Origin of the sequence: Stenotrophomonas sp. ATCM1_4, from assembly GCF_004348115.1 — a bacterium.
GTDB classification, from domain to species: domain Bacteria; phylum Pseudomonadota; class Gammaproteobacteria; order Xanthomonadales; family Xanthomonadaceae; genus Stenotrophomonas; species Stenotrophomonas capsici.
The window spans coordinates 584,054-600,237 of record NZ_QPFB01000001.1 but is presented as its reverse complement, the minus strand read 5'-3'; the positions used below and the strand labels follow the sequence as shown (position 1 = coordinate 600,237).

The 16,184-nt window shown below is 66.6% G+C and carries 19 protein-coding genes; 3 read left to right on the top strand and 16 right to left on the bottom strand.

Annotated elements, in window-relative coordinates; genetic code table 11:
* Nucleotides 1-61: 61 nt before the first annotated feature.
* The 5 genes from miaA to rlmE form a co-directional block, all read right to left on the bottom strand.
* Nucleotides 62-1,015: a tRNA (adenosine(37)-N6)-dimethylallyltransferase MiaA gene (gene miaA, locus ATCM_RS02780; RefSeq protein WP_132862735.1), complete on the bottom strand. Its 954-nt coding sequence runs from the start codon at nt 1,013-1,015 to the stop codon at nt 62-64.
* Nucleotides 1,015-1,911: a dihydropteroate synthase gene (gene folP / locus ATCM_RS02775; RefSeq protein WP_132862734.1), complete on the bottom strand. Its 897-nt coding sequence runs from the start codon at nt 1,909-1,911 to the stop codon at nt 1,015-1,017. The genes miaA and folP overlap by 1 nt, the downstream gene beginning before the upstream one ends.
* A complete protein-coding gene (locus tag ATCM_RS02770; protein WP_132862733.1) occupies nt 1,911-2,096 on the bottom strand; it encodes a hypothetical protein in 186 nt (61 codons plus the stop codon). Before ATCM_RS02770 ends, folP begins: the two co-directional genes overlap by 1 nt.
* A 110-nt stretch (nt 2,097-2,206) precedes the next feature.
* The gene (ftsH, locus tag ATCM_RS02765; protein WP_132862732.1) at nt 2,207-4,135 is read right to left on the bottom strand and encodes an ATP-dependent zinc metalloprotease FtsH; all 1,929 of its coding nucleotides are present in this window, start codon (nt 4,133-4,135) and stop codon (nt 2,207-2,209) included.
* Between the two features lie 53 nt (nt 4,136-4,188).
* Nucleotides 4,189-4,821 (bottom strand): 23S rRNA (uridine(2552)-2'-O)-methyltransferase RlmE, encoded by a 633-nt coding sequence (gene rlmE, locus ATCM_RS02760; protein WP_132862731.1) that lies wholly within the window; start codon nt 4,819-4,821, stop codon nt 4,189-4,191.
* Nucleotides 4,822-4,885: 64 nt separating this feature from the next.
* On the opposite strand from rlmE, the gene yhbY reads away from it, so the two are divergent.
* A complete protein-coding gene (yhbY, locus tag ATCM_RS02755) occupies nt 4,886-5,191 on the top strand; it encodes a ribosome assembly RNA-binding protein YhbY (protein WP_132862730.1) in 306 nt (101 codons plus the stop codon).
* A gap of 18 nt (nt 5,192-5,209) precedes the next feature.
* Nucleotides 5,210-5,590 (top strand): Mth938-like domain-containing protein, encoded by a 381-nt coding sequence (locus ATCM_RS02750; RefSeq protein WP_132862729.1) that lies wholly within the window; start codon nt 5,210-5,212, stop codon nt 5,588-5,590.
* A gap of 130 nt (nt 5,591-5,720) precedes the next feature.
* On the opposite strand, the gene ATCM_RS02745 is transcribed toward ATCM_RS02750, so the two are convergent.
* From ATCM_RS02745 to surE, 4 genes are read right to left on the bottom strand one after another with little or no spacing between them, the layout of a single operon-like run.
* Complete coding sequence (locus ATCM_RS02745) at nt 5,721-6,503, bottom strand: peptidoglycan DD-metalloendopeptidase family protein (protein ID WP_132862728.1); 783 nt, start codon at nt 6,501-6,503, stop codon at nt 5,721-5,723.
* Entirely contained in the window at nt 6,500-7,114 is a 615-nt protein-coding gene (locus ATCM_RS02740) for a YqaA family protein (protein ID WP_132862727.1), read from the bottom strand. Before ATCM_RS02740 ends, ATCM_RS02745 begins: the two co-directional genes overlap by 4 nt.
* A gap of 19 nt (nt 7,115-7,133) precedes the next feature.
* Complete coding sequence (locus ATCM_RS02735; protein WP_132862726.1) at nt 7,134-7,811, bottom strand: protein-L-isoaspartate(D-aspartate) O-methyltransferase; 678 nt, start codon at nt 7,809-7,811, stop codon at nt 7,134-7,136.
* A complete protein-coding gene (gene surE, locus ATCM_RS02730; protein WP_132862725.1) occupies nt 7,808-8,587 on the bottom strand; it encodes a 5'/3'-nucleotidase SurE in 780 nt (259 codons plus the stop codon). Before surE ends, ATCM_RS02735 begins: the two co-directional genes overlap by 4 nt.
* Before the next feature lie 170 nt (nt 8,588-8,757).
* Between surE and ATCM_RS02725 the strand changes: the two genes are divergently transcribed.
* Nucleotides 8,758-9,297 (top strand): Smr/MutS family protein, encoded by a 540-nt coding sequence (locus tag ATCM_RS02725; RefSeq protein WP_132862724.1) that lies wholly within the window; start codon nt 8,758-8,760, stop codon nt 9,295-9,297.
* Between the two features lie 69 nt (nt 9,298-9,366).
* Here the strand turns inward: ATCM_RS02725 and truD are convergent, their stop codons facing one another.
* The 7 genes from truD to ATCM_RS02690 form a co-directional block, all read right to left on the bottom strand.
* Nucleotides 9,367-10,401, bottom strand: a complete 1,035-nt coding sequence (gene truD / locus ATCM_RS02720; RefSeq protein WP_132862723.1) for a tRNA pseudouridine(13) synthase TruD — start codon at nt 10,399-10,401, stop codon at nt 9,367-9,369.
* Nucleotides 10,398-10,898 carry a 2-C-methyl-D-erythritol 2,4-cyclodiphosphate synthase gene (gene ispF / locus ATCM_RS02715; protein WP_132862722.1) on the bottom strand — a complete coding sequence of 167 codons (501 nt, stop codon included), beginning with the start codon at nt 10,896-10,898 and terminating at the stop codon, nt 10,398-10,400. Before ispF ends, truD begins: the two co-directional genes overlap by 4 nt.
* Before the next feature lie 51 nt (nt 10,899-10,949).
* Complete coding sequence (gene ispD / locus ATCM_RS02710) at nt 10,950-11,648, bottom strand: 2-C-methyl-D-erythritol 4-phosphate cytidylyltransferase (protein WP_132862721.1); 699 nt, start codon at nt 11,646-11,648, stop codon at nt 10,950-10,952.
* On the bottom strand, nt 11,645-12,007 hold the full coding sequence (ftsB, locus tag ATCM_RS02705) for a cell division protein FtsB (RefSeq protein ID WP_132862720.1): 363 nt from the start codon (nt 12,005-12,007) through the stop codon (nt 11,645-11,647). Before ftsB ends, ispD begins: the two co-directional genes overlap by 4 nt.
* A 5-nt stretch (nt 12,008-12,012) precedes the next feature.
* A complete protein-coding gene (gene eno, locus ATCM_RS02700) occupies nt 12,013-13,305 on the bottom strand; it encodes a phosphopyruvate hydratase (protein ID WP_132862719.1) in 1,293 nt (430 codons plus the stop codon).
* A gap of 177 nt (nt 13,306-13,482) precedes the next feature.
* On the bottom strand, nt 13,483-14,316 hold the full coding sequence (kdsA, locus tag ATCM_RS02695) for a 3-deoxy-8-phosphooctulonate synthase (protein ID WP_132862718.1): 834 nt from the start codon (nt 14,314-14,316) through the stop codon (nt 13,483-13,485).
* 146 nt (nt 14,317-14,462) lie between these two features.
* Nucleotides 14,463-16,127: a CTP synthase gene (locus ATCM_RS02690; RefSeq protein ID WP_132862717.1), complete on the bottom strand. Its 1,665-nt coding sequence runs from the start codon at nt 16,125-16,127 to the stop codon at nt 14,463-14,465.
* Between the last annotated feature and the right edge of the window lie 57 nt (nt 16,128-16,184).

Here is a 16,184-nt window from a genome sequence, read left to right as displayed (position 1 = left end):
CGGATGGCCGGCACTCCCCTGCCGATCCGGAACCTCGATGGTAACACCGGCCGGGGGCCTCTCAGTTTCCCAAAAACAGCGAAACCGCGTTCCGCAGGCGGTCCATTTCGTGTTGCGGGTCAAACCAGCGGGCATCCAGTTCGCCACGCAACCAGGTCAACTGGCGCTTGGCCAGTTGGCGGGTGGCGAAGACCCCCTTGTCACGGAACTCGGCCACGCTGCCCTGCCCGTCCAGGAACTGCCAGGCCTGGCGATAGCCGACCGCGCGAATGGCCGGCAGGTCCAGCGGCAAGGGCACCTGCGCCATCTGTGGCAAGGCCCGCAGCCCACGCACCTCGTCAAGGAAACCGTGCTGGAGCATCAGGTCGAAGCGCTGCTCGATGCGTTGGTGCAGCACCGAGCGGTCCGCCGGTGACAGCACCAGCTTGAGCACCCGCACCGGCAAGCGGGCGATGCCGGGCTGGGCCTGCCAGTAGCTGATCGGCTTGCCGGTCAGGCGATAGACCTCCAGTGCCCGCTGGATGCGCTGCGGGTCGGTGGCATGGATGCGTCGCGCGGCCACCGGGTCGATCCCCGCCAGTTGCGCGTGCAAGGCTGCCCACCCCGCTTCCCCGGCCTCGGCGGTGATCTGCGCGCGCATGGCCGGATCCGCCTCGGGCATCGGCGACAACCCCTGCAGCAACGCCCGGAAGTACAACCCCGTTCCACCGGCGAGGATCGGCAGCTTGCCGCGCGCGACAATGTCACGCACCGCGGCCGCGGCATCGGCGGCGAACTCCGCCGCCGAGTACGTCTGCCACGGATCGCGCAGGTCCAGCAGGTGATGGGGAATGCCCGCCTGCTCTGCGGCATCCGGCTTGGCTGCGCCGATCTCCAGGCCACGGTAGACCAGCGCCGAGTCGACGCTGACGATCTCGCCGCCATTCGCCTTGGCCAGGGCGATCGCCGCCGCGGTCTTGCCAGAGGCGGTCGGGCCCATCAGGGCGATGGCCAAGGGCCGCTGGTCGACGGCCATCAATCCTCGTCCGGCCAACGCGGCATCGCCGGCGTGTCGGCTCGCGACACCGGCACCGCATCGACTGCAGCCAGTACTTTCAATGCATCCACGGTCGCGGCGACGTCATGCACGCGCACGATCTTTGCGCCGCGCTGGACCGCCAGCAGGTGCGCCGCCAACGAACCGGCAACCCGCTCGGCCGCCAGCGCACGCCCGGTCACATCGCCGATGCAGCGCTTGCGCGAGAAGCCTGCCAGCACCGGCACGCCGAGCGTCAGCAGGCGTTCCTGGGCCGCCAGCAGCGCGAAATTCTGCGCGGTGTCCTTGTTGAAGCCATAGCCCGGATCGACCACCAGCCGGTTACGGGCAACCCCCGCCATCTCCGCGGCGAACACGCGCTCGGCAAGGAAGCGCTGGACGTCACCGGCGATGTCGTCATAGGCCTGCGCCTGCCCCGCCGCGTACGGCCCACCCACCGCATGCATCAGCACCACCGCTGCGCCGGCGCCGGCCACTGCATCCATCGCCCTGGGCTGCTGCAGCGCCTGCACGTCATTGACCATCCCGGCACCGACCGCCAGCGCCGCCCGCATCACCTCCGGCTTGAAGGTATCCACGCTCAGCGGCACCCCGGTACGTTCGTACAGCGCGGCGATCACCGGCGCGACGCGATCGATTTCCTCCTGCACCGATACCGGCGTGGCACCCGGGCGGGTCGACTCTCCCCCGATATCGAGCAGGTCCGCACCCTGCTCCACCAGCGCCAGCGCGTGTTCGACCGCGGCGTCCACGCTGAAGTGCTGGCCGCCATCAGAGAACGAATCCGGGGTGACGTTGACGATGCCCATCACCTGCGGGCGGTCCAACCGCAGCTTGCGGCCGGCGCAATCGAGCATGGGGGCGATATCGAACATCAGCGCTTGTTCCTCGAACGGATCCTGTTGCCGATCAGGCTCAACACCACGCCCAGCACCACGCCGACGAAGATGCCGGTCAGGTAGTTGCCGGTCTTCACCCCGAAGGCAACGCCGGCCACGGTCGCGATGACCATTTCCGGCATGTTGAGCGGTGGTGGCTGCTGCGGCTTGGGGGTGTTCATGTCGGTACCGGGATAACAGGAGTCGCGCCTATTCTCGCCCAGCGCGGGGCGGCCGCAAACGGAAACGGGCCGGAAGGCCGGCCCGTTTCGTCACGCTCATCGCTGGACGGTCAGTGCTGGCCGGCCGGGTCGGTGATCGGCGTCACCGGGCGCTGGTCGTCGCCGCCCTTGCCGTCACCGGTGCGGTCGTTGTTGCCACCCTTGGCCACCCAACCGGCCGGCGGCGACGGCTCGCGGCCTTCCATCAGCGCCTTCACCTGCTCGGCGTCGATGGTTTCCCATTCCAGCAGCGCCGCGGTCATGGCCTCGACCACGTCGCGCTTTTCTTCCAGGATCTTGTAGGCAACGGCGTACTGCTCGTCGAGGATGCGACGGATCTCCGCGTCCACCTTCTGCTGAGTGGCCTCGGAAATGGTCTTGTTGTGCATGCCATAGCCGCCTTCGTCATCGGCGTAGACCATGGTGCCCAGCACATCGGACATGCCGTACTTGGTGACCATGCCGCGGGCCAGCTTGGTCGCACGCTCGAAGTCGTTGGACGCGCCGGTGGACATCTGGCCGACGAAGATCTCCTCGGCAATGCGGCCACCAAACAGGATCGCCAGCTCTTCCAGCATGCGGTCCTTGTACTTGCTGATGTGGTCGTGCTCCGGCAGCTGCCAGGTCACGCCCAATGCCCAGCCGCGCGGCATGATCGTCACCTTGTGGACCGGGTCGGCCTTGGGCAGCGACATCGCCACCACGGCGTGGCCGGACTCGTGATAAGCGGTGTTGCGACGCTCATCCTCGCGCATGACCATGCTGCGACGCTCCGGACCCATGTAGATCTTGTCCTTGGCGTCCTCGAAGTCCTTCATGTCGACTTCCTGCTTGTTGCGACGAGCCGCAAACAGGGCGCCTTCATTGATCAGGTTGGCCAGGTCCGCACCGGAGAAGCCCGGGGTACCCCGTGCCAGCACTTCCGGACGCACGTCATCGGCGGCCGGCACCTTGCGCAGGTGCACGCGCAGGATCTGCTCGCGGCCTTTGATGTCGGGCAGGCCAACCATGACCTGGCGATCGAAGCGGCCCGGGCGCAGCAGCGCCTTGTCCAGCACGTCCGGACGGTTGGTGGCGGCGATCACGATCACACCCTCACCGCCCTCGAAGCCGTCCATCTCGACCAGCATCTGGTTCAGGGTCTGCTCGCGCTCATCGTGGCCACCGCCCATACCGGAGCCGCGATGGCGGCCGACGGCATCGATTTCGTCGATGAAGATGATGCACGGCGCATGCTTCTTGGCCTGCTCGAACATGTCACGCACGCGGCTGGCGCCGACGCCAACGAACATCTCGACGAAGTCCGAACCGGAGATCGCGAAGAACGGCACCTTGGCCTCGCCGGCGATGGCCTTGGCCAGCAGCGTCTTGCCGGTACCCGGCGGGCCCACCATCAGCACGCCGCGCGGGATCTTGCCGCCCAGCTTGGTGAACTTGGTCGGGTCACGCAGGAACTCGACCAGCTCGCCGACTTCCTCCTTGGCCTCGTCGCAACCGGCGACGTCGGCGAAGGTGACCTTGATCTGGTCCTCGCCCTGCAGCTTGGCGCGCGACTTGCCGAAGGACATCGCGCCCTTGGCACCACCGCCACCGCCCTGCATCTGGCGCATCATGAAGATCCAGAAGCCGATCAACAGCAGCACCGGCAGGAACTGCAGCACCAGACCCCAGAAGCCCGGGCCGGTGGCCGGCTCCTGGCGTGCCACTTCGACGTTCTTGGAATACAGCTGGTCCAGCAGCTTCGGGTCGGCCGGTGCGAACAGCTGGCCCTCCGAGCCGTCGGAGCGCTTGAAACGCAGGTGGTTGGTGGTGAGCGTGGTCTTGTCGGTGTACTCGACCGACTTGATCCGGCCCGAGTCCACTTCCTGCAGGAACTGCGTGTAATTGCGCGCATCGCCTGCAGCAACGGCTCCGCCGCGCGGGGCGAAGCTCTGGAACACCACCATCAGCACGACGGCGACAACCACCCAAAGCAGGAGGTTCTTGGTCAGGTCGTTCATCCTCATCGGCTCCGATGTCCCTCTAATTTCTTAACGCGGTCGTATGGTTGAGCTTACTTGATCTGCTTGCGCTTGCCTTGGCCCAGGGCATACACCTCGGGCGAACGCTTGCGCGAGGCCTCCGGCTTGCGGATGGACACCTTGTCATAACGCCGGCGCATCTCGCGCACGTAGTCATCAAAGCCAACGCCCTGGAACAGCTTGATCAGGAACGCCCCACCCCGCTTGAGGTGGTTGTCGGCGAAATCCATCGCCAACTCGGCCAGGTGCATCATCCGCGGCTGGTCGACCGCATCCATGCCACTCTTATTGGGGGCCATATCCGACAGCACAAGGTCTACCGGCTGATTCCCCAGCATGGCTTCAAACTGGGATAGGACGGTTTCTTCCCTGAAGTCACCGTGAAGGAACTCAACCCCGGCCAGCGGCGGCATCTCCAGGATGTCCAGGGCCAGGACCCGGCCGGTGTCGCCCATCTGTCTCCGCACCTGCTGAGACCAACCACCCGGGGCGGCACCGAGGTCGACCACCACCATGTTCGGCTTGAGCAGGCGGTCGCGCTCCAGCAGCTCTTCCAGCTTGTAGGCCGCACGCGAGCGCATCCCCTCCTTTTGTGCCTTTTTCACAAAGGGATCGGAAAAGTGTTCTTTCAGCCAGCGCTGGCTGCTCTTGCTATGGGAAGGCATCGAGAATGGGGCTTACAGGGGTGGTCATGATACCCTGAACCCCCTTGATAACCCGTATTCCTGCATGTCCATTGTCCTGACCCCGGCCCAAAACCGATTCCTGCGCGGCGTGGCGCACGATCTGAAAGCACTACTGCAGATCGGCGGCAAGGGGGTTACTCCCGCCTTCCTGGCGGAGCTGGACGAAGTGCTGGAACGCCACGAGCTGATCAAGGTAAAGGTGGGCGCCGAGGACCGCGAAGCCCGTGAAGCCATCGTCGCCGAACTGGTCCAGGCCAGCGGCAGCGCGCTGGTGCAGCGCATCGGCTTCGTCGCCGTGCTGTACCGCCCGGCCAAGGAAAAGCGCCAGATCGTGCTGCCCCGCGGCTGACCGCCGAGGATTGCCCACATGTTGCTCAGCCGTGAACTGCCGGACTACACCTACTCCCTGCGATCGGCCGATGGCCACCAGGCCCGGGTAAACGACCAGACCCTGCAGCACAGCTTCGTGCTGGCCCCCAACCAGCTGATCGAGAACTGGCCGGTCACCTCCGCCAGAACACTGACGCCCGAGCACCTGGATGCCGCGCTGGCGCAGGACCCGGAGCTGGTGATCCTGGCCACCGGCGAGAAGCAAGTGTTCCCCGCCCCGGCGGTGATGGCGGCTTGCCTGACCCGCGGCATCGGCATCGAGGTGATGAACAATGCCTCCGCCGCCCGCACCTTCAATGTGCTGGCCGGCGAGAACCGCAAGGTCGTGGTCGCGTTCATCCTGGAACCCGCCGCCTGAGCGTTCGCCCATCGCCCAGCGCTCGCCCAACGCAAAAAGCCCGATGCATCGCATCGGGCTTTTTGTTTGATCGCGTCGATACCAAACAGCCGGGAGCGTTCTGCACTTCATCCCGGCCGACGGCGATGCATCAGCGGCTGGGCAGGTACTGCAGCGGGTCGACCGGCTTGCCGTTGTAGCGGATTTCGAAGTGCAGCATGTCGCGCGAGGTGCCGGTGCGGCCCATCTCGGCGATCTGGTCGCCGGCCTTCACGCTCTGCCCTTCGTTGACCAGGCGCTTGCGGTTGTGACCATAAGCCGACAGCCACTGGTCGTTGTGCTTGATGATGATCAGCTCGCCGTAACCGACCAGCCCGGCGCCGGAGTACACCACCACGCCCGGACCGGCCGCACGCACGGCCTGCCCGCTGGAACCGGCGATATCAACGCCCTGCTTGGTGGTCTCGCCGGCCACGAAACGCCCGACCAGCGCGCCGTCGGCCGGCCAACGCCAGCTGATGCCGCTGTTGACCGGCGCCGTGACCGGCGCCGTCGGGGTCGGCGGGCGCGTCGTGGTCGTGGCCGAACCGCTGCCGGACGGCCGCGTGGCGGCGGTGCCGCTGCCCTGCGGATACAGCTTCAGGGTCTGCCCGGGGTAGATCGTGTTGGGATTGGACAGGCCGTTCCACGCAGCCAGGTCACTCGGGGTGATGTTGTTGATGCGGGCCAGGCCGAACAACGTATCGCCGCGGCGTACCGTCACCGTCTGTCCCGGCCGCGGCACCGAGGTACGCGGCGTGGTCGACGCGGCGCCCGCGGACGAGCCACCTGCCGGCTTCTTGACCACCGTGGCCGTACCGCAGGCCGCCAGCGCGATGACCATCGCCACTGCCGCCGCACCGCGGATCCCCTTGCCCAACTTCTTTGCATTCATGCGAATTTCGCTCTCCAGACCAGCCAGCCCACCAGGCCCACCACCAGCACGGTGGCAATCCAGCCCAATGGTTCGATCCAACGACGCAGCGCCTCGACCGCGCGCGCGCCACCGAAGCGGATTACCGCCGCCAACAGGTACACGCGCTTGCCGCGCCCGACCAGCATGCTCAACACGTACTGCGGCAGCGGTACGCCCACGATACCCGAGGCCCATGTGAAGACCTTCATCGGAATGGGCATGAAACCACCCAGCACCAGGAAAGTGAACACCGCCCATGGCGATTCGATCATCTTTTCCTGCAGCGTGGCGATGCCCGACTCGATCGCCGGCAGCATGCCCATCCACTCGAAGACCGGCTTGAGCACCTCGAAGGCGTAATGGCCCAGCGCGTAACCGACCAGGGCACCGGCCATCGAGCCGATCAGGCTCAGCGTGGCGAACCACCAGCCCTTGCGCGGCTGCGCCACGCACATCGGCATCAGCATCACCTCCGGCATCACCGGGAAGATGATCGCCTCGACGAAGCTGAGCACCGTCAGGTAGGTCGGCGCGCGCTCGTGGTTGGCCCAGCGCATCGCGCGGTCGTACAACGGCCCGAAGATCTTCATTGCAGTCCTTGTTCCCGGTTCAATCCAACATGCCCGACAGCAGGGGCACGAAGCTCACCGGCGCCAGTTCTTCCTGGGCGATGGTGCCATCGGCCTGCCGGGTCAACTGCAACAACACCTGTCCGCCCGCACCGCCCACCGGCGCGACCAACCGGCCACCCACGGCCAACTGGTCGATCAGCGCGTCCACCAGCGCCGGCGCGGCGGCGGTCACCACGATGGCGTCATACGGACCATGCTCGGGCCACCCGATACGGCCGTCATCATGCTTGCTGCGCACGTTCATGCCCAGCTGGCGGAAGCGCTTGCGGGCCTGCCGCAGCAGGTCGCCAATACGCTCCACGGTGAACACCTCCAGCCCCAGCGCGGCCAGGATGGCGGCCTGGTAACCCGAACCGGTGCCGACCTCCAGAACGGTCCTGGGCTCCACCGCCAGCACCGCCTCGGTCATGCGCGCCACGACCCAGGGCTGGGAGATGGTCTGGCCATGGCCGATCGGCAGTGCGGTGTCCTCATAGGCGCGTGAGGCCAGCGCTTCATCGATGAACAGATGACGGGGCACGACGCGCACCGCGTTGAGGGCAGCTTCGTTGACGATGCCGGCTTCGCGCAGGCGGTCGACCAGGCGGTCGCGCACGCGCTGGGAGGTCATGCCGATCCCGACTGCCTCCGGCTGCAGGCGCAGGCGCGGGGTCATTCCGCCTTCCCCAGCGATTCGGTGAGCCCGCCCACCCAGCCGGCGACCTTCTCCAGTGCCTCGTAGCGGGTCAGGTCCACCTGGATCGGGGTGATCGAGATATGCCCGGTGCGCACGGCGTGGAAATCGGTGCCGGGCCCGGCATCCTGCTCGCTGCCCGCCGGGCCGATCCAGTACACGGTGTTGCCGCGCGGGTCGGTCGCCGGCACGCAGGCCTCGGCACGATGGCGGTTGCCCAAGCGAGTGACCTCGAAGCCACGGATATCTTCCCAGGCCAGGTCCGGCACGTTGACGTTGAGGATGGTGTCGGCCGGCAATGGATCAGCGATCAACCGCGCCACGATCTCCACCGCCGCACGTGCCGCGCTGCGGAAGTGCTTGGCCTCGTGCTTGTGGGTGACCAGCGAGACGGCCACCGACGGCAGGCCGAGGAAGCGCCCCTCCATCGCCGCGGACACGGTCCCGGAATAGATCACGTCGTCGCCGAGGTTGGCGGCATTGTTGATGCCCGACACGACGATGTCCGGCTCGTATTCGAGCATGCCGGTCAGCGCAAGGTGGACGCAGTCGGTCGGCGTGCCGGCCACCGCGCAGGTGTAATGGTCGATGCGACGCAGCCGTACCGGCTGGTCGAGGGTGAGCGAGTTGGAGGCGCCGGAACGGTCACGGTCCGGGGCCACCACGGTGACTTCATGCCCTGCATTGCGGAGCTCCTCGGCGAGCATCTTGATGCCGGGGGCGTCCACACCGTCGTCATTGCTTACAAGTACGCGCATTAAAGACCTGGATCACTGGATCAACACGCGGCGCCCCCTGCGCGCCGCAACCGCCGGACCATCCTGCGCCTGGCGCCAGGCTGGCCGACCTGAAGGGCCATGATACCGGAATGCGCCCGGCCACTTACCCTGCCATTTGCCGGATACATGCCGCAGGTTACGCTGTGCGCATGTCGTACCCCGAAGATGAAGATGACAGCGCCCTGTTCCGCTCGGCCATCGGCGAAGTGACGCCGATGCGGCCAGTGGAGACACCGGCCACCGGCAAGCCGCGCCCGAAGCCGCGCGCACGCATGGCTGAACAGGATGAATCGGAGGCGTTGGGCGAGTTCGCCCGGCTGCTGCGCTCCAGCGCGCCCCTGGAAGCCGGCGACACCGCCAGCTACCGGCGTGACAACCTGCCGGCGCGGATGTTCCAGCGACTCAAGCGCGGCCAGTACTCGGTGCAGGACGAACTGGACCTGCACGGAGCCACTGCCGCCCAGGCCGAAGGGTTGTTGCGTCAGTTCCTGGGCGAAGCGCGCGACCATGAACACGGCTGCGTGCGCATCATCCACGGCAAGGGCCTTCAGGCCGATGGCGGCGCGCCGGTGCTGAAGAACCTGGTGGACCGCCTGCTGCGCCAGCGCAACGACGTGCTGGCCTTCCATTCCGCCCCGGCGGCACAGGGCGGCACCGGGGCGGTGTTGGTGTTGTTGGCCCATCGCTGACAGGTACCGGCAATCCGAGCGACGGCGCTTTCATCGGCTTCGCGGCCGAGGCCGCTGCTACCGGCGGGGTTATTCCGCGCGGCTGGCGTCGTTGGTCTGGCCCAGTTCGTGCAGCACCGCTGTGGCGTAGCAGCCCGGCGGCAGCGCGAACGACAGTTCGAGCACGTCCGCGGCCAGCCACTGGTGCTGCATCAATGCCGGACGCAAGCGCAGGGCACGACGTTCCTGTTTCAAGCCGGCTTCTTCAAGCCCGGCCCGCAATGCCAGCGCCTGGTCGTCGGACAGCGCCTGTTCTTCCAGGGCACGCGCGGCATCGGTGGAACGCAGCTCGCCGACGCCCCACAGCGGCGCGCTGGGATGGATATCGAAACGCGCCAGGCGCTCGGCCAATACATCACTCATCGGTTCCGGGCCGAACACCGAGCGGCTGCCGTCCAGCATCCATACCTCACCGTCCAACGGCGTGTCCCAGTTACCCTGCTCCACGCGCGCGGCCAGGACGCGGTTGAACAAGGCCGAGCGCGCGGCCGACAGCAGCATCGAACGCTGGTCCTTGCGCACGCGACGTCCGGCAAACATCTGCAGCGCGGCCGGCACGTTGCCGCCATCGCGACCGAAGCGCTGTTCACCGAACCAGTTGGGCAAGCCACGTGCGGCGATCAGTCGCAGGCGCTCATCGATGGCCGCCGCATCACCCTGCAGGTCACGCAGCACCAGCTTGAACCGGTTGCCCGCCAACGCGCCGCGCTGCAGCTTGCGGTTGTGCCAGGTCGAGGCCAACACCTGCACGTCGTCGGACGCCAATGCCGCCAGATCGGGGGCGACCCGCTTGGGCAGGTGCACGCTGAAGCGCTGCGTGGTCACCGCGTGGCGATCCTTCTGCCCGGCATAGCTGACCGCCATTTCCGGCAGGCCGGCCCACTGCGCCAGCTGCTTGGCGACGGCAACGGTATTGGCGCCGCGCTTGCGGATGTCGAGCAGCAGGTGTTCCCCCTCGCCGGTGGCTTCGAACGCCGGCAGCTCGTCCACCTGGAAATCCTCCGGCGTGCTGCGGATCGAGGCCGTCAACAGCGGCGCACCGAACGCCAGCGGCAGCGCGGTCACAGCGCCACCAACAGCACCGTCGCCTGCGCGGCGATGCCTTCCTCACGACCAGTGAAGCCCAGCTTCTCGCTGGTGGTGGCCTTGATGCTGACCCGGTCCAGCGTGATGCCCAGCAGCTGCGCCACCATCTCGCGCATGGCCAGCGCATGCGGCCCGACCTTGGGCCGTTCGCAGATCACGGTGATGTCGGCGTTGCCGACCTGCCAGCCACGTTCGGCCAGCAGCGCATTGCAGTGGCTGACGAAGCGGCTGCTGTCCGCGCCCTTCCAACGGTCATCCGACGGCGGGAAGTGCACGCCGATATCGCCCAGCGCCAGCGCGCCCAGCATGGCATCGCACAGCGCGTGCAGGATCACGTCGCCATCGCTGTGGGCGAGCACGCCGCAACGGTGCGGCACGCGCACGCCGCCCAGCATGATGTGGTCGCCTTGGCCGAAGGCATGGACGTCGTAGCCCTGTCCAATGCGGATGGGCGGAAACGGAGTGGAAGCATTCATGGCAATACCGTACGTCAGAACTGTGCCGGCGCAGCGCGCCGAGCGGGGATATCAGCTGCCGCGACGCGACAGCTCGAACTCGAAGCGGGCCAGATCGGCCGGCGTGGTGACCTTGAAGTTGCCCTCGGCCCCTTCCACCAGCAACGGACGCACACCCTGCCGTTCCATCGCCATCGCCTCATCGGTGACGTCGATGCCGGCAGTGGCGGCGTCGATCAACGCCCGGCTCAACTGGTGGCGTCGGAACAACTGCGGGGTCAGCGCGCGCCACAGGCGTTCGCGCGGCTCGGTACGGTCGATGCCGCCATCGTCGCCGGCCCGCTTGAGGGTGTCGCGCACCGGTGCGGCGAGGATGGCACCCACCGGATCGGCACGGCCGACTTCCAGCAGGCGGGTCAGATCCACCGCGTCCAGGTTGGGACGCGCGGCGTCATGCACCAGCACGAAGTCATCGGCGCGCACGCTGTCCGGCAAGGCCTGCAGCCCCGCCAGCACCGACGCGGCGCGGGTATCGCCGCCGACGCAGGTGAGCACCGGTTTGTCGGCAAAGGAGGTCCAGCCCGGCCAATCGACATCGTTCTCGGCAATGGCCACCATCACCCCGGCCACCCCGGGATGGGACAGCAGGGCATGCAGCGTATGCGCCAACAACGGCTCGCCGTCGGCCAGCAGGTACTGCTTGGGCACCGGGCCGCCGAAGCGGGTGCCACGGCCGGCTGCCGGAACCACCGCCCAGACCTGGGTCATCATGGCACCGGCTCCGTTCCATGCTCGACCGCGGTCGCCGCCGGGGGCGGCGCAGCCGGTGCGACCGGCGCGGCCACGGGGGCGTCCTCCACCACGCGGTAGAACTTCTCGCCGGGCTTGATCATGCCCAGCTCGCTACGCGCGCGCTCTTCGATGGCCGCCTCGCCTTCCTTCAGGTCCTTGACCTCGGCAGCAAGCGCATCGTTGCGCTGCTGCAGGCCGTCGTTGTCCCGCTTCTGGTTGGCGACCTGGGCTTCGAGCATCATTACTTCACCCGAATTGCCCGGGCCGAACCAGAAGCGGTACTGCAGCAAACCCAGCAGTACCGCGAGCACCAGCAGCAGCCAGCGCCAGTTGCGCATCAGCGTCAGCGCTTCAGCGACACGAACGCGTCACGGCCGGCGTAACGCGCGCCGGCACCGAGGGCTTCCTCGATGCGCAGCAGCTGGTTGTACTTGGCCACGCGATCGCTGCGGCACAGCGAGCCGGTCTTGATCTGGGTGGCAGTGGTGGCCACGGCGATGTCGGCGATGGTGGTGTCTTCGGTTTCGCCCGAGCGATGCGAGACGATGGCGGCGTAATGCGCCTTGTCGGCCATCGCGATGGCTTCCAGGGTCTCGGTCAGGGTGCCGATCTGGTTGACCTTGATCAGGATGGCGTTGGCGGTGCCCGACTCGATGCCTTCGGCGAAGATCTTAGGGTTGGTCACGAACAGGTCGTCACCGACCAGCTGCACCTTGTTGCCGATGCGCTGGGTCAGCAGCTTCCAGCCTGCCCAGTCGTTCTCGGCCAGGCCGTCCTCGATGGTGATGATCGGGTACTGGCTGGTCCAGTCGGCCAGGAAGTCGACGAACTGCTCGGAGGTCAGGCGCTTGTTCTCGCCGACCAGATTGTACTTGCCGTTCTCGTAGAACTCGCTGGACGCCACGTCCAGACCCAGCAGGATGTCTTCGCCGGCGGTGTAGCCGGCCTTGCCGATGGCTTCCAGGATGGTGTCCAGTGCCTCGACGTTGCTGCGGAAATCCGGTGCGAAACCGCCTTCATCGCCGACTGCCGTGCTCAGGCCATGGCCCTTCAGCACCGACTTCAGTGCATGGAAGATTTCGGTGCCGGCGCGCAACGACTCGCTGAACGAGCTGAAGCCGACCGGCAGCACCATGAACTCCTGGAAGTCCACGTTGTTGTCGGCATGCGCACCGCCGTTGATGATGTTCATCATCGGCACCGGCAGCGACGGCGTGGCGCCGGTCTTGCCGGCCAGGTACTGCCACAGCGCCTGCTTCTTCGAGGCGGCGGCGGCATGCGCGGCGGCCATCGAAACACCCAGCAGCGCGTTGGCACCCAGGCGGCCCTTGTTCTCGGTACCGTCCAGATCGATCAGACGACGGTCAAGGCCCTGCTGGTCGTCGGCATCGAAGCCGGCCAGTGCCGTGGCGATGGTGCCGTTGATGTTGGCCACCGCGTTGCGCACGCCCTTGCCCAGGTAACGGGTCTTGTCACCATCGCGCAGTTCCACGGCTTCCTTGGTGCCGGTGGAGGCACCCGAGGGCACGGCAGCACGGCCGAAGGAGCCGTCGGCCAGGGTGACTTCGGCTTCCAGCGTGGGGTTGCCACGGCTGTCGAGGATTTCACGGGCGTGGATCTTGGCGATAGTGGTCATGATCTGGGGGATAGGCTCGTTGGTTGAGTCTGAATTCGACGGGTTTCGTAAAACTGCGGGGCAGTTTAAACGATGGGAAGGCCGGCGCGAGGCGTTGCTTTCGGGTGAAAGCGGCCCGCTGCCGGGCCCTGAAACGCCGATGGCCCGTGAAACACGGGCCATCGGTTCAAGCAGCTATCAGACGGTGGATTCGAGGAAACCGTTCTTCTTGGTGATCGAATCCAGCGCCAGCAGGGTTTCCAGCAGCGCCTCCATCTTGTCCAGCGGCCAGGCGTTGGGGCCGTCGGACAAAGCCTTGGACGGATCGGGATGGGTCTCGGCGAACAGGCCGGCCACGCCCACCGCAACCGCGGCACGTGCCAGCACCGGCACGAACTCGCGCTGGCCGCCGGAGCTGCTGCCCTGCCCGCCCGGCAACTGCACCGAGTGGGTGGCGTCGAACACCACCGGGCACTGCGTGTCGCGCATCACCGCCAGCGAGCGCATGTCGCTGACCAGGTTGTTGTAGCCGAAGCTGGCGCCGCGCTCGCAGACCATGATGTCGTTGTTGCCGGTGGACTTGGCCTTCTCCACGACCGGCTTCATGTCCCACGGCGACAGGAACTGGCCCTTCTTGATGTTGACCGGGCGCCCGGCCGAGCAGACCTTCCTGATGAAGTCGGTCTGGCGCACCAGGAACGCCGGGGTCTGCAGCACGTCCACCACCGAGGCCACTTCGTCCATCGGGGTGTATTCGTGCACGTCGGTCAGCACCGGCACGCCGATCTGCTTCTTCACTTCGGCCAGCACCTTCAGGCCTTCTTCCAGGCCCGGGCCACGGAAGCTGGTGCCGGAGGTACGGTTGGCCTTGTCGAAGCTGGACTTGAAGATGAAGTTCATCCCCAGCTTCTGGGTGATTTCCTTGAGCTTGCCGGCGGTATCCAGCTGCAGCTGCATCGACTCGATCACGCAGGGTCCTGCGATCAGGAACAGCGGCTGGTCCAGACCTACTTCAAATCCACAGAGCTTCATTCAATCACCTCGTGATGGTGGAACCTCGCCCCCGTCGGGAACGAAGCTGGAATAAGGGCAGGACGCAGTGAAATCAAGCCGACCACTGTCCCTGCCCTCATCCGCCCCTTGCGGGGCGCCCTCTCCCGCCGGGAGAGGGACGAACCTCAGGCGCGTGCTTCCTTGAGCAGCGCACCACCGGCCTTGCGCTCGCGCGCGGCACGGATGAACCCGATGAACAGCGGATGCCCGCCGCGCGGCGTGGACAGGAACTCCGGGTGCGCCTGGCAGGCCAGGAACCACGGATGCTGGTCACGCGGCAGCTCGACCACTTCCACCAGCGTGTCGTCCATCGACTTGCCGGAGATCACCAGGCCGGCGTCTTCCAGCTGGGTGCGGTAGCGGTTGTTGAACTCGTAGCGGTGGCGGTGACGCTCGGCGACCACGTCCTTGCCGTACAGCTCGTGGGCCAGCGTGCCCGGCTTCAGGCGCTGCTCCTGCAGGCCCAGGCGCATGGTGCCGCCCAGATCGGACTTCTCGTCGCGCTTCTCGACTTCGCCGCTGGCGGTGCGCCATTCGGTGATCAGGCCGATCACCGGGTTCGGCGACTGGCGGTCGTTCTCGGTGCTGTTGGCACCGTCCAGGCCGGCCACGTGGCGTGCGTAATCCACCACTGCCGCCTGCATGCCGTAGCAGATGCCGAAGTACGGCACCTTGTGCTCGCGGGCGAACTGGGAAGTCAGCACCTTGCCTTCGAAGCCTCGGTCGCCGAAGCCACCGGGCACCAGGATGCCGTCCACGCCGTCCAGGCTGGCAAGGCCGGACTCGGCCAGCTCCTGCGCCTCGAGCCACTTCAGGTTGACCTTGGTGCGCTGGCGCAGGCCGCCGTGCTTGAGCGCCTCGCCGACCGACTTGTAGGCGTCCTGGTGGTCGACGTACTTGCCGACCACGGCGATGGTCACTTCATCCAGCGGATGCAGCGCGGCGTCGAGCACCGACTCCCATTCGGACAGGTCAGCCGGACCAGCCTTGTCGCCCAGCTTGAGCTGGTTGACCACGATGTCGTCCAGGCCCTGCGCATGCAGGCCCATCGGCACGCGGTACAGCACTTCCACGTCCGGCACGCTGATCACGGCGCGCTCGGAGACGTTGGTGAACAGCGAGATCTTGCGGCGCTCCGAATCCGGGATGGCGTGCTCGGAACGGCACAGCAGCACATCCGGCTGGATGCCGATCGAGCGCAGCTCCTTGACCGAGTGCTGGGTCGGCTTGGTCTTCAGTTCACCGGCAGCGCCGATGAACGGCACCAGCGTCAGGTGCATGAACAGCGCCTTCTCCGGGCCGCGCTCGGTACGCACCTGGCGGATGGCCTCAAGGAACGGCAGCGACTCGATGTCGCCCACGGTGCCGCCGATCTCCACCAGCGCCACGTCGAAGCCTTCGGTGGCCTCGTCGATGCAGCGGCGGATCTCGTCGGTGATGTGCGGGATCACCTGCACGGTGGCACCGAGGTAATCCCCCCGGCGCTCCTTGCGGATCACGTTCTCGTAGATGCGTCCGGTGGTGATCGAGTTCTTGCGGCTCAACCGGGTGTGGACGAAGCGCTCGTAGTGGCCCAGGTCCAGGTCGGTCTCGGCACCGTCGTCGGTGACGTAGACCTCACCATGCTGGAAGGGGCTCATCGTGCCTGGATCGACGTTGATGTACGGATCCAGCTTCATCATCGTGACCTTCAGGCCACGTGCCTCGAGGATGGAGGCCAGAGACGCGGCTGCAATGCCCTTGCCAAGCGAGGACACCACACCGCCAGTAACAAAAATAAGGGGGGTCACGGCTCACTGCCTCCCGGAAAGCCCTAGTTTAAAGGTTGTCGCCCAAACACCCAAGCG

Bases quoted from the DNA above. Each gene is read 5' to 3' on its own strand.
- ispD (WP_132862721.1), bottom strand. From the start codon at position 11,648: ATGATGACCCAGGTCTGGGCGGTGGTTCCGGCAGCCGGCCGTGGCACC.
- ftsB (WP_132862720.1), bottom strand. From the start codon at position 12,007: ATGCGCAACTGGCGCTGGCTGCTGCTGGTGCTCGCGGTACTGCTGGGT.
- ftsH (WP_132862732.1), bottom strand. From the start codon at position 4,135: ATGAACGACCTGACCAAGAACCTCCTGCTTTGGGTGGTTGTCGCCGTC.
- ispF (WP_132862722.1), bottom strand. From the start codon at position 10,898: ATGAATGCTTCCACTCCGTTTCCGCCCATCCGCATTGGACAGGGCTAC.
- ATCM_RS02750 (WP_132862729.1), top strand. From the start codon at position 5,210: ATGTTGCTCAGCCGTGAACTGCCGGACTACACCTACTCCCTGCGATCG.
- yhbY (WP_132862730.1), top strand. From the start codon at position 4,886: ATGTCCATTGTCCTGACCCCGGCCCAAAACCGATTCCTGCGCGGCGTG.
- surE (WP_132862725.1), bottom strand. From the start codon at position 8,587: ATGCGCGTACTTGTAAGCAATGACGACGGTGTGGACGCCCCCGGCATC.
- folP (WP_132862734.1), bottom strand. From the start codon at position 1,911: ATGTTCGATATCGCCCCCATGCTCGATTGCGCCGGCCGCAAGCTGCGG.
- ATCM_RS02725 (WP_132862724.1), top strand. From the start codon at position 8,758: ATGTCGTACCCCGAAGATGAAGATGACAGCGCCCTGTTCCGCTCGGCC.
- eno (WP_132862719.1), bottom strand. From the start codon at position 13,305: ATGACCACTATCGCCAAGATCCACGCCCGTGAAATCCTCGACAGCCGT.
- ATCM_RS02770 (WP_132862733.1), bottom strand. From the start codon at position 2,096: ATGAACACCCCCAAGCCGCAGCAGCCACCACCGCTCAACATGCCGGAA.
- rlmE (WP_132862731.1), bottom strand. From the start codon at position 4,821: ATGCCTTCCCATAGCAAGAGCAGCCAGCGCTGGCTGAAAGAACACTTT.
- kdsA (WP_132862718.1), bottom strand. From the start codon at position 14,316: ATGAAGCTCTGTGGATTTGAAGTAGGTCTGGACCAGCCGCTGTTCCTG.
- ATCM_RS02745 (WP_132862728.1), bottom strand. From the start codon at position 6,503: ATGAATGCAAAGAAGTTGGGCAAGGGGATCCGCGGTGCGGCGGCAGTG.
- ATCM_RS02735 (WP_132862726.1), bottom strand. From the start codon at position 7,811: ATGACCCCGCGCCTGCGCCTGCAGCCGGAGGCAGTCGGGATCGGCATG.
- ATCM_RS02740 (WP_132862727.1), bottom strand. From the start codon at position 7,114: ATGAAGATCTTCGGGCCGTTGTACGACCGCGCGATGCGCTGGGCCAAC.
- miaA (WP_132862735.1), bottom strand. From the start codon at position 1,015: ATGGCCGTCGACCAGCGGCCCTTGGCCATCGCCCTGATGGGCCCGACC.